The 16,940-nt window shown below is 52.4% G+C and carries 5 protein-coding genes; 4 read left to right on the top strand and 1 reads right to left on the bottom strand.

Annotated elements, in window-relative coordinates; translation table 11 throughout:
- Positions 1-5: 5 nt before the first annotated feature.
- Positions 6-482: a hypothetical protein gene (locus BD_RS13895; RefSeq protein ID WP_011165402.1), complete on the bottom strand. Its 477-nt coding sequence runs from the start codon at positions 480-482 to the stop codon at positions 6-8.
- Between the two features lie 89 nt (positions 483-571).
- On the opposite strand from BD_RS13895, the gene BD_RS13890 reads away from it, so the two are divergent.
- The 4 genes from BD_RS13890 to BD_RS13875 are packed head-to-tail and all read left to right on the top strand — an operon-like array spanning position 572 to position 16,848.
- Positions 572-766 carry a hypothetical protein gene (locus BD_RS13890; protein ID WP_038448264.1) on the top strand — a complete coding sequence of 65 codons (195 nt, stop codon included), beginning with the start codon at positions 572-574 and terminating at the stop codon, positions 764-766.
- A 24-nt stretch (positions 767-790) separates the two neighbouring features.
- Complete coding sequence (locus tag BD_RS13885; RefSeq protein WP_011165400.1) at positions 791-5,440, top strand: FG-GAP repeat protein; 4,650 nt, start codon at positions 791-793, stop codon at positions 5,438-5,440.
- A complete protein-coding gene (locus BD_RS13880) occupies positions 5,427-10,643 on the top strand; it encodes an FG-GAP repeat protein (protein ID WP_011165399.1) in 5,217 nt (1,738 codons plus the stop codon). The genes BD_RS13885 and BD_RS13880 overlap by 14 nt, the downstream gene beginning before the upstream one ends.
- Before the next feature lie 28 nt (positions 10,644-10,671).
- The gene (locus BD_RS13875) at positions 10,672-16,848 is read left to right on the top strand and encodes a hypothetical protein (RefSeq protein ID WP_011165398.1); all 6,177 of its coding nucleotides are present in this window, start codon (positions 10,672-10,674) and stop codon (positions 16,846-16,848) included.
- The last annotated feature ends 92 nt before the right edge of the window (positions 16,849-16,940 follow it).

The following is a 16,940-nucleotide window of genomic DNA, read 5'->3' as shown; positions in this document are numbered from 1 at the left end:
AGGCTTTATTTTTTTAGAAATCCAAATGTTTTATCCACGATGAAATCCGGTTCGAGTTTCGCGGAACATTTGGAACACTTTATTTCAGATGGCAAATTTAATTTTGATTCCTGCTCACCAGCGTAATTGTAGTGAACGTTCTCACTCAGTTTGATCACGTGTTCGTGAGAGCAGTCTTCACACAGGAAAGGTGCATTGAAAGAAGTCACGCGGGCATTTTTTGGCAGAAAACCCTGAACGATGTTCACTTGATTCACAATGACGAACGGGCATTCATCCAGTGACAGCTTTGCATCGGTCGGCACACGGCAAGTCCACATGATCCAGTTCTTAACGCCGATGGAGTTGATGAATGTCACCTTGGACATGTTCAGTTTGATGTCTTTGTAGTTTTGAATGTTGAGTTCAAACAAAGAGGTTTTCTCGCTGATAGGTCCTTCCAGAGAGATTTCAATCGTGCTTCCGTTTACTTTTGTGTTCATCAGGTGTTCCTTAGATTTTCAAAATGCATCACTGATACTCATCCAAGATTCTGATTCAAATTTGGAATTCAGGCGCGTTGGATCTGTTCATGCAATCAGAAACTGTTCCCCTTTTGGTGAACGAGGATCGCCACGAGTGGGACGCTTATCTTGCACTGATTTCATTTAAGAGTATCAAGCTGATTCTGCTCTGGCTTAAAGACCTGAAAAACGTCGATAGAATGGGCTCCCAGCTGGACTGTACCATCATCTGTGCGCTTTCAAACGGCATTTCCAAGACCTGAAAGTGAGGCTAGCCTGAATCTAATATGAAATGTCTTCTATCACTACTTTTGTACGTTGCATGTGGTGTCCTGATTTCCTGTGCGAAAGCAGGTCTTCAAAGCACCAACTTGCCATCTAAATTCAACGGTTTGGAAAGCGCCGTGGCTATTTCGCCAACGAGTGTAAGACTATCATGGCCTCTGCAGGCGCGATTCAAAGAATATCGAGTCTATCAAAAAGGTTTTAATACCCCGAAGAAAACTGAAACGTTCGCGACCACGACACTGAACAGTCTGACTCCGGACAGCTACTATGAATTTTCTACGTCCGGCGTGGACGCAACGACAGATGAAGAGTTTGGTTTCGACAGCTACATGACCGTCAAGACGCTCGCGAATTTCTCGGGCATTCCTTCCTCGGGCCTGCAGTCCCAGTCCAATGGTTCTGTGGAAGTCAGCTGGGTGAAAAACGGAGACGGTGTCACTTACAAGATCTTCGCAAAGCGTGAAAGCGAATCCTGGGATCTAACAAATGCGGTCACCACGGTGGTCAATAAGAGCACCTCTCTTGTGAATTCCCTGCCCAGCGGTGCGAAGTACTGCTTCTGGGTGATGGCGTTCTATGATGACGGCACTTTTGAACCGTCGAACATGAGTGAAACGTATCTGAATTCCAAAGCACCGTGTGTGCTGGTTCAGTCCCAGCTGTCGAATCTGCCAGCGGTTCGGATGAACTCAGCGTTCGTGGGCAACTTCCCGTGGTTCTGGACTGAGGGCGGGGATTCTACTTACAAGACCGAGATTTTCGAACGCTTTACAGACATTCGTCTGGCGACAGTGAGCGGCAATGACTATTTCCGTTCCATCATTCCAATTGATCCGGGTGTGAAGAACATCTACGCCAAGGTTACGGCAACGGATGGCAAGGTGACCATTGTGGATGTTCAGCCGGATGGGCTGCCGGGCTTGAGCAAACCTCTGGTGCGAAGCCTGGAAGGGGCGGGTGCCAAGGCTCCCTTGTTGCCGCGTCTTATCGGTGGCGGGCTTGGCATGCAGGAGTTGGGTAACGGTATCCAGGTTGGTGACTTTAACTGTGACGGTTACAAAGATGTGGCCGTATCGGCTCCGCGTGCGACACCTTATATCAGCGAACGGCACTATGATGCGACGGGTGCGGTCTCTGTGTTTTACGGGTATCAGCCACCGGACGAGATCGACGCTGACGGAAATATCGTTCGCCCCAAACCGCGTTTGAAAACGGATGTGGTGCCGACAGCGGATGCTTCTTTCCCGGATCCACAGCTGATTTATTACACCGATCTGACCTCAGATGCACGTCTGGGAATTCGCATCGCTGTCGGGAATGTGAATGGCGATTGTTTCAGCCGCTATAAACCGCCTGAAGGTGTCACCGATAACGATCCGAAGATCAATCGTGTGGGTCTTTGTGACGACCTTTACACTCCGGCGGTGCCGCCGGCTGATTTGAACAAGCTTAAAGAGATTCATACCTGTGATGACCTTGCCATGCAGACCAACGATGGCGCGGTCTTTGTTGTTTTCGGTGATCCGGTCCGAGGCCTGGTGACGGGCGCTGGCGGAAGTGCTTATGGTCTGAATGAGGCCACTTGTGACCCGACGTCTTTCAAATGTCGTCCGGCGAAGTATCGCGATTCCACGACAGCGTATGTGCATTCCATCACCTTTGGTGATTATAACAATGATGGTTATGACGATCTGGCCATGGGTGTGACGACGAATGCCAGCAAACGTCAGATTCACGTTCTGCGTGGAGACCGCTTCGGGCTTTATCCTGCAAGTGCGGTGAAAAGCCACGCCAAAATTGATGCTGAGACCATCGGTGCGGGTGATCTGACGGATGGATCTTTTGCCGGCACAAGCGTTGCCGAGGACTTTGGCGGAGCAGTGGCTTCGGCATACAACTCGCGCACCTGCGAAAATGGCGGGGGCTATGTCTTTAGAACCTCACCTGCACCAAAGAACAAAGGCTTTGAATTCAACAAGTGTGATGATCTTGTGATCGGGGTGCCGGCCCGTGCTGCGGGACGCGGCTCAATCCTGGCATGTAAAGGTGTGCAGCCGACTTCCGGGTCGGACTTGCAGCAAATAACCAGCTGGATGTGTAAAGAGTCCTACCCTGACACGACCCAGGGAATCAGTGCCTCTCACATCACGGTGAAAGGGTACGGATATTCTCTGCTGGGGGTGCCGAATCAGAATGGTTATCCTTTGACCAAGGTGATCGGCACAACCAACTCGACTCCAAATGTTTCCGGTGCCGTGTTTGTCGGTGCACCAACATCAACGGTCTCTGGCCGCACCAACGCCGGTGTGGTGTTCGGTTACTACATGACTCCACGGTCGGCGGACTTTACGACCGGGGGATTGCAGGGAATTTTGGAGCCGATGCAAACGGTGAATGCCGTGAACTCTTTGGCGTGTGACGCGAAAAATCGCAATGTCGTGACCGGCAGTCTTGAGCATTGTGAAAATCAGGCGCTGCACACCAGTCCCTCTGAGGCGGGCGTTCAGTACGGGCGTTCCCTGGGAACAGTGGCGGACATCGAGGATGTCACGCGAGGACTTCCATCATTGGCGGTGGGTGTGCCTTACCGCACGGTCACAAGCAGTGATGGTAAAAAGAGCATTGTGAATCACGGTGTGGTCTATTTGTACAAACCTGACGTTTCCACCTTGGGAACCGAAGCGGGTGTGCGTATCGATGCTCCCCAGTTGTCCGATGATGATTCTTATGGTTGCGCAACCAACTGTACCTGGTACAGCGGTGGCGTAAATCCATTCGGTGCCTCTATTATTTATGCCAAAGACATGACCGCCGGTGCGCAGATCGGTGGTGGTGGTATGGCTGGCGCGGATTTCAACGGTGATAAAACCGGGGATCTGATTATTGGCGCCCCTTATCTTTCCAATCCGTCTTATTACAACGGAGCGGCCTTTGTCTTTAATTCCAACGGTTCCTTCGCCGCGTCGGTGACGAACCCGGATCAGACAGTGAATGTGAATTTCAGTAAAGAGCTGAACTATCACTATGAGCGTGCCAAGATCGTCGGTGATTTGAACGGGGATGGATACGCTGATGTGGTTACCCATATTTCCGTGGCCAGCACTGTTGAACTAGTGATTTTTTATGGCAGTGCCGGTGGTCTGGTGACAACACCGGAGCCATCAAGAAATCCGGCGACGCCTCTTGCGCCACTGAAGCTGGCTGTGGACAGCGACTCAGGGTTTGGCCGGGAATTCCACCGCATTGGCAGTGTGAATGGTGATGCTTACGACGATCTGCTGATTCTGGGCACCTATGGCAGTTACATTTATTATGGCTCTTCCAGCGGTGTGGTTTATGCCAATGCGCCTTCGTTGGCACCGGTGGGGCAAAATCCCCTTCGATTCGGTATCGGCGGCGTGAACACGATTTCCTTCCATACGGATGGAAATATGCACGGGTCCTTCCCGGTTTCCGGATTGTCTGTTGGTACATTTGCCTCCATCAACCGTGCGGTCGCCTTTGGTGACTTCAACGCCGATGGGTACGGGGATTTTGCCCTGGGCACAGCGACCAACCTGACGCCAAGTTTGGACGTGATCCCGGGTGGTGTGAACATGTCGGCAGCCAACAAAGGCCGTGTGTTCGTGATTTACGGCTCTGCCACGGGTCCACAGACCAATCGTGCGACCGGAACCATTCGTCTGCAGGACGATTTGGGAGCGGCGGCCGATGTTCTGGTGGAAAATCCATGCAGTGAGACGCTGCCCAAAGTTTGTAAAGTGCAGATGCTGGCTTCCTCCGACACAGGTGTGACCTTCGGGTGGAGCATCGTCGGGACTGATTCTCTGGATGTTCTGGCCGGCGAGGAAAGCGACGAGCTGGTTGTCAGTGATCCGTCTTTGACGTCGTTCAAGGGGCGCATCTATCTGTTCAAGGGTGGCGCGCGAGGTCTGGGCTATACGCCGATTCAAAAACTGGATCCGGCCGCGGCGGCGGAGCGCTTTGGCTTTGAAGTCGCCTCAGCAGGTGACATTAACGGAGACGGAGTGGTCGACATCGTGGTGTCGGCTCCGGTGGCTGGAAAAGTCTATTCCTTCTATGGCGGCCAGGTGGGCAGTGCTTACGCTTTCTATGGCTCCACGTCCTTGGCCACCACGGATCTGTTCCTGGCCGGCTCCAGCCCTATTGCCAAGAACACTCTGCACACCAGCCAGTCCCAGCCAAAGCCTCAGCGACTTGAGGTCCTGGGAACTGATGCCATCTTCGATTCCGGAGACGGATTTGGATATGGCCTTGCCGGAGTGGGTGATGTGAATAACGACGGCTACGCCGACATTATTGTGAACATGCCGGGCAAAGACTATGACCTGGAAGAGGTGCAGGCTGATTCCGGGGCCTTCGTGGTTTACTATGGCAGTTTGCTGGGATTGAAGATCAATTCCACGCCGACAACAACCCCGCGCTGTTACGGTGGTTCAGCACCTCTTTGTGAGCCAATGCTGCTGTATCTGCCCGAACGCAAAGCTTATGAATACAGTTACATATCCAACAGTGTGAACGGTGACATCAACGGAGACGGAGTTTCCGATGTTGTACTGGCTGCACCAGGCCGTAATCATCCATCCGGCAAGGCATTCTCGACAGGAGTCGTCTATGTTCTCTATTAAAAGGATTTTCAAAACTGTCCTGCTGACGGGTCTGTTGAGCCTTGCGGCTTGTACAGAGAAGCTGGAGACCGGAAGTCTGCTGCGTGACTTTACCGGAGCCGAGGGCGTTGAAGTGCTGTCTCCAACCGCGGTCCGGGTTTACTGGCAGTTGCACAGTCGTTATCGCGAGTACAAAGTCTATTACAATCTTTCATCTGATGCGGTGGCAGAAACGTTCCAGGACTCTGTGATCATTCGTGATCTGGCGCCGAACACCAGCTATACATTCAAAGTGGTGGCGACTGATGGAACCAACAGTGTCGGTGGCAATAAAGAGATCACGGTCACCACCTACAAGCCCTTTACTGGCGCCGGCAGTGTTTCCAAGGATGCCGACGGCAATTTGATCCTGGTTTGGGACTATCCAAACAAGGTGGCTGAATATCAGATCTTCTTTAAAGAGTACGAGGATCCCACGGCAGAAAACACTGCCAATTGGACCGCGGTGGATCGCACTTCGCTGGAGAATCGCTATATCTTCCGTAACATGACGGGATCGACACGCTTTCATTTCGTCGTTCAGGTGAAGTATCAGGATGAGACCTATGAACGTCCCACCAAAGTGGTGACGGGTTCCACGAACTCGTCCTTCCCGACACCGGCCTATGAGCTGAGCCCGATTTCGATTGGTGCTTTGCCATTTGCGAAGGTGACGCCGGTCGTGAATTCTGAATACAAAAATGAAAACTATGTCAGCCGGGTTTACATGGGTAACACAGCGGTATCAGATCCGCTGGTGGGCGCGGGCACTATCGTGTTTTCGCCTTCGGCCAACTGGACGATCGGTAAAATTGAGGATCTGTCCATTCGTGTGAACTATAATGACGGTGCGAAAAATGAAACTCTGATTTTTGATAATCTTAGCACCTACATCAAGGGTATTCCGGGTTATAAGGAAATGCCTCCTGTTGCGGCGGCGGACGCGGGTGTGGCTTACATGGGCGAATCCATGACCTCCGGTGACTTCAACTGTGACGGTCAGCCGGATCTCGCCGTCGGCCTGCCGAACATGTCCATTGCCTCTTTGGGGGTGAAATCTGCCAATGCCGGTGCGGTTTATATTTACTATTCTTATAAGCCGACAGGTTCAGCAAGTTTCAAACTGAAAACGTCCCCGGATCCGGTGCAGAATCCGGCGGTTCCCGGGTTGGATCCGCAGATCATCACTTTTGAGGATCTGACACCTTACGCACGCTTTGGAAAATCCATGTCCGGCAGTGGAAATCTGAACGGGGACACTCGTTTGGGTAACGCCTGTCAGGATCTGGTGGTCGGGGCCCCAGGGCAGGATACCTCCTACAGCCCTTATGAGTATGATGGCTCGGCCTTTGTCTTCTTCGGAAGTGCTGAGGGCTTGAAGTCTCCGACCAAAATCAAAGACATGCAGCAAAACTTTGAAACTTGTAACGGCCTTGTTGAGGGGGCGACTTGTTCCGCTGTGATGTTGTGGCCGGATACATCCTTGTGGCCTTCGTCGCACTGGGATCAGGCGGGACGTTCACCGACAGGCAACAATTCCGAATTTGGGCACGCGGTTTCCTTTGTTGGTGACTTCAATGGTGATGGATATGATGACATCGCCATCGGGGCGCCACGTGGCAACTGGGACGGGACACCAGCTCCGAATTTGCCAGGGGATTCAAAGTATGAGCCAGAAACAGGGTTTGTGGCCATGTACTTTGGTTCCAAATCCGGTATCGGTTATGAAACTCCGACGGCGGGGGCTATTCCGAACGCCACTCATCCCAAGTTCCGTTTCCTGAAGATCTATGCACCGACTCCGCATTATGGAGCCCGCTTTGGTCATGCCATTCATGGCGGGGCCGATGTGGATGGTGGCTACAGAATTCGCAACTCTGCCGGGAAACTGGTGGGCGGCGCTGACATGATCGTAGGGGCGCCCGGAGACCGGTATATCCAGGCACAAAGCGCGAAAATCAAGGCAACGACCGCCAGCTGTTCGACTCCGGATACCTGCGCGGCAATTCCGCCAGCGGAAGGTGGCTGGGGAAGTTCTGGCTTCTCGTTCCCAAGCGGGGTCAATTACTACAGTTTGCCGGTCAATAATGCGGCGGCTGGTGTGGGCTCGGCTCCGGGAGCAGCCTATGTTTACTTCGGACGGTCAGCGCCTTCGGCATCAGCCACAGAGGATGAAACGTACCGCAACCAGTTCTGGTTCTGCGGTAACCGCAAGATGGATACGAACAAACACTTCTCGTGCCTGACCAATAAAGCCGGCTTCCGCATTTTGTTCCCGCGCAGCTTCTATAAAGATGATCAGGTGGGCTCAGGTGTAAAAATGACTTCACGTGGCTTCGGGACATCTGTCGCTCTGGTCGGTGATCATTCTCGCTATGATGCAACCAACACGGCGTTGACAAGTCCTTCCGACACGAATGCAGACGGATGGGCGGAAGCAGTGGTTTCGAGCAGCTATTTCAATAATGGCTCCAAAACCAATTCAGGCGCATTGTGGGTCTTTTATGGAAATCCGTTCAAACTTTATGAAATGGATGCCTTCAAGGGTATCGATGCCGTGGATCCTAATATCAAGGACAGCGACTGGAATGACGGGTCTTCCCAGTGTGACCGCTTTGATACGAACAACAATCTCACCAAGCGTAAATGTGCCCCGACACTGATTCGCTCCAATTCCATTGGTTCGAATTACTATCTGGGACTTTATCCGGAAGCGATGGCGGTCGGTGACGTCACAGGTGATGGACTGAAAGATGTTGTCGTGGGTGCGACGGGAGATGGAACGAAAGCGACCAACTCCGGAGCAGCTTATGTGTTTACAAGTTTGTCCGGTGTGGGGCTGACCTCCAACTTCCTGCATCTGTACAACTATCAGGGGCAGTCCTATGACTACTTCGGCCGCTCCGTGGCTGTGGGCAATTTTGACGGGGACTATTCCGGTTTGACGCCGCTGAATGACGTGTTCGTTGGATCTTACCTGGACAAGTCGACAAAGCTGGGTGGTGGAGCCGCCTTCGGCTACTACTCCAAAGGTCAGCCTCTGTCTTCTGTGAACTCTGTGCCTGCAGAAAAAATGGTGGACCACGCGGCCAGCCCGCAGAGCCTTAACTTCGAAAGCATTCGCATCGTCGGTGATATCAACCGTGACGGATATGCGGATGCAGTGGCCCAGATATCCCGTCCTTCGGCAAACAGCAAAACTTATACGACGGATGCGGTGGTGTTCTTCGGATCCAATCTGGGGTTGATCACCACGTCTTATTGCAAGGGCAATCTGGCGCGTGTATTCAAACCACAGAATCAGAATGAAAACTATTGCTATCCATCCGTGAATCCGGCGCAAGGGGTGACACTGAGTGATATTGCCCTGCCACAGTTGATCAGCAAACCGACGAACTTAAGTTCCGGCTGGGCTATTCGCGCCTTTGACGGTGGTGATATCAACGGGGATGGTTTTGCGGACGTGATCTTCCTGGATCCGGGTACAGGCGGTCAGGTTGTGGCCTACTACGGTTCCCGTGGGGGGCTTCAGGCGGTGACCAATCCGAAGTGGCTTCCGGCTGCCGGTGATCCGCAGTATATCACAACGCGCTGGTCGCCGATTTCGTGGGGCTCTGAGTTCCTTGGGATGGATGAGCTTTCGCCTCACCGTCGTAAGGTCATTCATCACGGTGACTTCAATGGAGATGGGTACTCGGATCTGGTTCTGGCAGTTCCGACAGCTCCATCATTCTTTACGATGAACAAAGGGACCAGTATCAGCGACGTGAATCCTCCATTCGGTGATCCGCCGGCGGCGGGGCAGGGCTGGCAGTGTTATGACGAAGCAGATTCAAGCTGTTTGAACGGTGTTCAGGCTGTTGAAATGGGTCGTGTGTTCATCTGGTATGGCTCTTCTTCAGGGGTTCAGACTCCGAAGGTCAAGGGTTATACGCCAACGGACAATGAACCGACGGTGAACACGAATCTTTTGTCGTCGAACTCAAACTACATGATCGACACCTATGGGACAGAGGCGGCAGCGGTTGCCAACAAAGCCTGCAGTGGGGCTCCGGGCCACTCGTGCAAGATGCAGTACCTTTACAGTCCGATGGTGCGCAACGTGAACTATGGTTACGATCGCCTTCGTCACATGTTCGGCGCAAGCATAGCGGTGATGGACTATAACAAAGACGGCATCGACGACCTGGTTGTTTCAGCTCCGGGCTGGGAGGATCTGGCTTGTTACTATGATGCCGACAGTCGTTCCAACTACGGTCGTTTATTCCTGTATCAGGGAAGCAGCAACGGTATTCAGGCTGCGGATCGTGACAGCTATTACAACTCCACTTATATGGGTGGATCGTGCACTGACGACGACCAGTTCCAGAATCTGGATCCATCGTTGGATCAGGATGGCGCTGCGGGCCGCGTGTATGGTTTGATGCCGCCGATTTTGAACGGGGACCTGGGAGTTAACCGCATCGGCCGTTACTTCGGGTATCGTTTGGATTCAGCCGGGGACCTGAACAGCGATGGTTATGAGGACTTGATTGTGACGGCTCCGAAAGAGTCACCGAAATCAGGCTTCTCTGACAGTGGTATGGCCTATGTCTATTATGGCCCATTGTGCGGTTCTGATAACAATACAACTATGTGGGATTATCTGGAGACCAATCTGAACAAGCAGATGTTGTACACGGATCCGGACCTGCCAGGTGGTGGTGCGGGCCTGCAATGCATCCGTTCCGTGGGAACACCGAAACCGGCACCTCAGGCCTTCTATGCCTGGGATGCGAAAGGTGGGGATATGGTCGGCAGTGAGGTCATGACAGGCCGTATGAAAAAAGGCGACTTCAATGGCGACGGATTTGATGACGTGATTCTGGGGTCGTATGGCTATGACGATTCAATCAGCGGTAACAGCCAACTGGGACGTGGACTTGTCTTCTTCGGCTCCAGCGTGGGTCTGCACTCTGCAGATTATCCGGATACGGTGGTTGTCGGGGATGCGCAAGGGCGCATGAAGCCCTATGTAATCCAGTACGAGGACACCGAAACGTCACCAAATTACTTCTATTTGAACACTTCATCCGGGGATGTGAATGGGGATGGCACTATGGACATCATGGTTCCAAGTGAGGGACATGACGGTCATGCGCCGATCAACGGTATTGATGTGGGGAACTTCTTCTTACTCTATTAAGTACGTTTGATTTCTGCGGGGGCAGGGGATGATTTTAAAAGCTTTGGCGCTGATTCTGGCGGCAGTCTGGTTGACAGGCTGCCTTGAAGAGCAGGGGAAATCGAGTGAAATCGTGATTCCTCCGGGCAGTCTATTGCAGTTTGATATGACCAAGGTCAACCCGGCCAGCACAAAAAAGTTTTCCCTGTATCTGACTGAATTTGTCCAGGCGGAAAAGAAAACCAAAAACCTGCTGGATATGACCACAGATGCCAAGCCGGATTATATTCGTTCCATCATGCCCAAGGGGCTGAGTCCTTCCGGAGCCATGGTTCTGAAAGTGGTGATGGAGTATCGTACTCTGCCTTGGTATGCCGTGGTGTATCCGGATGCGATTATCCAGCCAAGCCTTGATACGACGCTGGTCTATAATCTTTTGTCGACTTATCCGGGCCGTGATCTGAGCACTTATACTCCAGATGAAATTCAGAAAATCACGGAGGCGGTGGTCAAGTTCCGGGAGGAACGACTGGCTCTGTTTGGAATTTCTCCGGAATTCAATCCGGATTTGTTGTACCGTTTTATCCGTAACGGTCTTTCCAACAGCTATGATTTTTTGACGTTTATGAAGTCTTTCGGCGTGGAGTTCGTGTACAACACCGAAGGTGACGTCACGGCAGAGCCTTATCCATTTGGAATCGTGAATCGTCCGCCAGTCCTGGATGAAAAAGCCACCACCAAGGTGCAACAACAACGGGTGGAAGAAGGCAAAAAAATTGAAATTCGCGCCACCGCCAGGGATCCGGATGGGGATCAGGTGTTTTACGCCTGGATGCTCGAGGGGTCTTTGCGCACGGCCGAAGAAGGCATCGTGCGCTGGGAGCCAACCTATGATGATGGCCGCCCAGATCCTTACACAATGAGTGTGATTTTGTCTGACGGTGGAAAGATCAGCCGTGTCGACTGGCCGGTTTTGGTTGAAAACGTCAATCGTCGTCCCATTTACAGCTACAATTGTGCACCGACCGTGAATGAAAACACCGAATGGGTGTGTACCGTTAAATTCAAAGACGAGGATGGCGATGCCATCAAAGTTGTGGCCGAGGCGATTTCCGGATCCAATCCGCTGTATCTGAATGAACAGATGGCTCCGACAGAAATCAACAATGCGGGTGAAATCACCCTTCGTTGGACACCCAACAATGAAGACGCACGAAAAGGTCTAAACAGCATCATACTCGAAGTCACGGATGCTTTGGGCGGCCTGACCCTGGCCAATGTGCAGGTCACCGTCAAAGACACCAACGCGGCTCCGATCATGCTGGGTGGAGTGAATCCGGTCAACAGCAGCGCTATTGAGTATGATTACTGCGCGAAAGAGGTGCCGGATGGCGCGGCCCCTTATCAGTTTTATTTGGATTTCCAAGACCCCGATAACGTCGGGCCGAATCCGGCGTCGCCTCCAGATGAGCTGACGGTGACAACTGCCGGAACGTTGAAGTCTTACATTACTCAAGTCGGTTCGCCGGAGGTGCTGGCGGATCGGGTTCGCTACACCTACCTGTGGAAGCCTCTGCACACTCTTAAAACGGGCACCTTCATTGTCACTTTGAAGGACAATCACAACGGCAACGCGGCTCCAAAGACCCTGACTCTGACAGCTGCGGACCGCAATACCAAACCCTGCCTGGCAGGGGGGGACATGACCGTTCAGGTCAGAACAAATCAGATTCAGAATTCGATCACCTACACAGTTTCTGACAGGGACAACGATCCGTTGTGGCTGGAGGCATACGATTTCAGTATGACTGGCACGGCCACCAATAAAGGGGCCATTGATTCACTGACTAATGTGGTGGATTGCGGGACCAATCAAATGCTAGTCCTGCGTCGCATGGTGGGGATGACAGAGCCCACCTATCGTCGTAATGCCTCTTCATTCTGTATCCGTGTTATGAACACGTCCGCAGACATCTCGGGAACAGCGGCAGGCTATGTGCGATTTATGCGCTCTGCGACGGATACTGTGGCCAGAACCTTTACGACATCGAATACCTTCACCGTCCCAGGAAGTAATATCGTCTTTAGGCCGAAAGTGAACGTCACCATAAACACAGGTGACCTAGAGGTTCTGTTCCCAGTGGTGGCGAATGACACTACAGCGGCAGCGAACACTGTCACAGTGATCGGCACGACGGTTCCAGCCGGAGTCACTGTCACAAATCCGACGGCTCTTTATGATCGTGGTATCGTGACATTCAGCCGACCGACGACTGCGACGGCCATCACAATTCCAAAGTTCACCGTGGTGCGCACGGCAAGCCGATTGATGGAATTTGAAACTCCGGATGAAATCGCCATGCCGGTTGGAGTGAGCAGTGTTTCGATTCCTGTCTGGAGAAAACCAATTCTGATTGCTGATGGCACTTTGCTTACTTCAAGCAACACGCTGGCCGGGGCGCCAGTCTTTACGGTCCGCGCAGTTTCCGGAACTCCTTCGGCCACTTCGCCGACATTGCCGGATCCTCCGGGGCTTCATGACTGGAATGAACATATGGTTCAGCGCGGAACCTCCAATCAGGGGGATATCTATCGTAAGTTCCGAGTGCGGGCCCTTGATGGATACCGGGCTCCGGCAAAAGCTATCAATACCTTTGTGGATACACTGCCTGCGGAAGCTTCGAATCTAAAGGTTGAAAACACCGGTGTCTTTGAACATCAGGGTGTTGTCAGGTTCTTCCGCGCGACAGGAACCACTGCAATTAATTTACCGGCCGGTACGCGAGTCCGTACGGCAAATTATACCTACTATGAGTTGATTGATCCGCTGGTGATGTCGGTTGGGACGGTCTCCCTCAACGCCTGGGTTCGCCGAGTGGAGAATCTGGGATGGACAACCACAGCCCCCGCTTCCAACAGTCGTCAGGCGACGTTGCGGTTCACGGATGTCAACAATCCGTCGATCATTGTCAGCAGCCCGACAATTGTTGCGACTCAGGGTACGAATCTTCAGGATGGTTTGATTCAGGTGGCAGACAGCGCTTTGAAGCTGCCGTCGCCGTATTACACACTGGATGACTATTGGTATCCTCTGGATCCGAAAGACTATTACACCTTTTCTGTTCAAGCCGTCGGTACGGGGCCCGTGGGGCAGTGGAGCGTCTGCAGAACAACGGGTCTTGCAAACTCTTCGTGCACAGGAACCAATGTGTGTTCTGCATTGCCAGCGGTTGCGGATCGGAACTATTTCAAGACAAACAGATGTTACTTCCGCTACACTCCACACCCGAGTGACTATTCCGGAAACTTCAGTTTCAAGGTCACGGCTGTTGAAAGGTCCCCTTGGGGAACTCTGAGCACTGTGACGAATGTGACTTTGGTGGTGAAAGAGATCAATACCAAGCCGGTGCTGACGAACAGCAGTTTCACACCATTGGCCGGAGGTACCGGAGCTGCGTTGGGCACTCCTTTGACTCTGGGGGATTTCAATGAAGCCACCGAGTCTATCTACAATATTTATGCTGTGGATAACAACAAAGGATCCGAGCTTCAGACGGTCAATTTCGATCTTGATGCCCAAGTGTATGACTTAAAGACTTCGACGTGGGTGCCAAGGCCGGAAGGTCTGTCTGTTTTCATCGAAAAACGCGAAGCACTCACCCCGGGACCTGGCTCCAAGACCACTGCCAAGCTGGTGTGGAATCCGACGGATTCTGACTCAAAAAAATTCTCAGGCACGGATGGTTTGGTTGTAAAAATGCGCGTCTATGATGCCAAAACGATGCCGGATATTCAGCAGTCCACGGATGCCTTCTATAAAATCCGCCTGATCAATAAAAATCAGGTGCCATCGATTGCTGAAATTGTTTCTGGTAATAACTTCCGTATTTTTGCTGACACCTATTTCAGTCAGGATATTTACCTCTACGACAGTGACGCCTATGTTCCTAGTGGCGGTAGCTTCTCAACACTGATGACTCTGTGCCGGGACGCCAATGGTGTGCCTTTGCGGCATGCGACATTGGATCCGGTGGTGGCCGATCCTTATTCGTGCCATGCCAACAGCACAACTTGGGCTCCCGAAATTGCGACGTACGATGCCACTTACAAACGCAATGTCTCAGTTTCTCAGTGCGGTGATGGGACTAATTTGAATTTGGATTTGGCAGTGCCAAAGCTGACTCCGGTAGGGGCGCCAGAGCTGGTTGGTAGTGCTTTGCGCCAGCGCTATAAAATGGAATGGTGCCCACAAAGAACTCATATTGGTGAGCACTCTGCGGAACTGTTCGTGAATGACAATGGCGATGTGGACCGCGATGGTTTGACGTTGCCTCGTTCTGCCAGTGCGACTCCGCTTAGAATCAATGTCGTGGCACCGGCTTACTTCGTGAGCCCTCGTCAGAACCTGGCGGGAACGCCAGTTCACTTTATGCCGCACACGGCGGCCAGTATGCCGTCAGCACCGTTTAAGTATCCAGTGATCGTCAATAACTCCCAAGGAAACTCCCTGGAGTATTCACTGGTGACCTCTCCGCGTCCGTGCGCTGAAGCCAACGGCATGTGCATCGATTCGGCTAAAGGAATCATCAGCTGGAATCCGGCCTATCCGGCCGATGTGACTGCAGAAGGCGGGGACGGTCATCAGGTGCGCGTCCGTGTGCGTGACCTGAAAACCCAGGAAACGGACACGGTCAGCTTCTATCTGAAAGTGCAAAATCCGCTGTCGCCGTTTGAAACATCACCGGTAATCAACAGCTTCCTGCCAGCGGGAACGGATGTTCTGGCGTCGGAAAAAGCGCCGGTGTCCTTCTCGATCTCGGCATCGGATCCGAATGCGAACGATACACTTTTCTATCGTTGGTATGTGAACGATGAGCTTCGTTATGACGAGGGTCCGAACTTTGAATTCAAAGCCAAAGACACGGATGCCTCAGTGGATCCGGATGGTGCAGGCCCTCTGAAAGCTGGCGAATTCATGATCCGGGCGGAAGCCACCGACGGAAACTATGTGGCAACCAAGGAATGGAAAGTGAAGATCCGCAACAACTACCTGTTGGCGGAAAAACTTTTTGATATTTTTGCGGCCCGTCCCGAAAGTCTGCCATCGATGAATCCGCTGTCCCTGAACTGGCTTAACGAGGTGCCGGTGACGCTGACTCTGGGGTCGAACATCGTCGATCACCTGGTCTTTGCGGGAACCTACACACTGGGCATGTTCACCAAGCACTTTCTGTGGGATCTGACTCTGGTGAATGGGGCGATGAACAAGCCCAATGGTACCCTGGTGAATCCTCCATGGAACTTTATGGAAGATCTGCCTTGGTTGGCAGGCACTCAGACCAAGCGTATGGCTTTGGTGAAGACGTCCGGCAGCTTTGATATTCTGCTCACATCGCAAACGGGGCGTGTAGGTCCGTTTGGTCTGACGACAGAAGCACTGCGTATCCCGGCGACGGATCTGACGGGCTTAAGCCTGGGTACAGGAAACAAGTGTATAGGTGACTGTCCTCAGAATTTGTTCACAAGCAGCCTGAACTCGGATTTGCGTCTGACTGAGTCCTTGGATTCATCGTATGTCTTCTATGCTTCAGACAACGGCGACAAGTTGCTTTATGACTATCTGAATCCGGCCAGTGCTGTTCAGATCTACAACTTCGGCACCGCCAAAATTTCAGGAATGGTCTTGAATAAAAATCTGGAACGCCTGTACGTGGCGACCCAGCAGACCAGTCCATCTGTTTCGCACAAACTGTTTGTCTTCAATGTCAGCAATGTCCGCTCAGGGGGAACACCTGGGTTGGTTGCCCAGATTACTTTGTGGGATGGGGTTGCAGGGCATGAGGACTGCAAACCGACGGATCTGGTTGTGGATGTGAGCTCGCATCGGGTGATGGCATTGCTGTCTGGAACGGGTGGCGTTGCCGTCCTGACCGACGGGCCTGCTAAAACTCCGACGGCGGCGGATGTTCAGTTTGTCGGGGTCAATGAGATCAGCAGCTCGCCATTTGATGTGCCGGGGCAGGGGCGTCGTCTGGTGATCCGTCCCGATGATCGAATGATCATCGGGACCATGAAAGACGCCAATCAGGTGTTCACTATCGATCTGGACAGCTATCAGGTCTATGCGAATTCCGTGCAGGATCCAGTCGACAGTATTGTCAGTTTTGACTCGGGTCAGATCCTTCTTGTCAGTCGCAGCAAGGGCCGGATTTACCGCGCACGCTAGCTTTGGAATTGTATCTTTCAGAGAGGCCTCATAGAATTTACCTGTGAGGCTTCATCTATTTTTCAGCATATTCATTTTCGCCAATGTCTGCT

The organism is Bdellovibrio bacteriovorus HD100, from assembly GCF_000196175.1.
Lineage (GTDB): Bacteria > Bdellovibrionota > Bdellovibrionia > Bdellovibrionales > Bdellovibrionaceae > Bdellovibrio > Bdellovibrio bacteriovorus.
Note: the sequence above shows the minus strand (reverse complement) of the source record. Positions and strands in the feature narration are given on the sequence as shown.

Coding starts and splice junctions, on each gene's coding strand:
- BD_RS13875 (WP_011165398.1), top strand. CDS start 10,672: ATGATTTTAAAAGCTTTGGCGCTGATTCTGGCGGCAGTCTGGTTGACA.
- BD_RS13885 (WP_011165400.1), top strand. CDS start 791: ATGAAATGTCTTCTATCACTACTTTTGTACGTTGCATGTGGTGTCCTG.
- BD_RS13895 (WP_011165402.1), bottom strand. CDS start 482: ATGAACACAAAAGTAAACGGAAGCACGATTGAAATCTCTCTGGAAGGA.
- BD_RS13890 (WP_038448264.1), top strand. CDS start 572: ATGCAATCAGAAACTGTTCCCCTTTTGGTGAACGAGGATCGCCACGAG.
- BD_RS13880 (WP_011165399.1), top strand. CDS start 5,427: ATGTTCTCTATTAAAAGGATTTTCAAAACTGTCCTGCTGACGGGTCTG.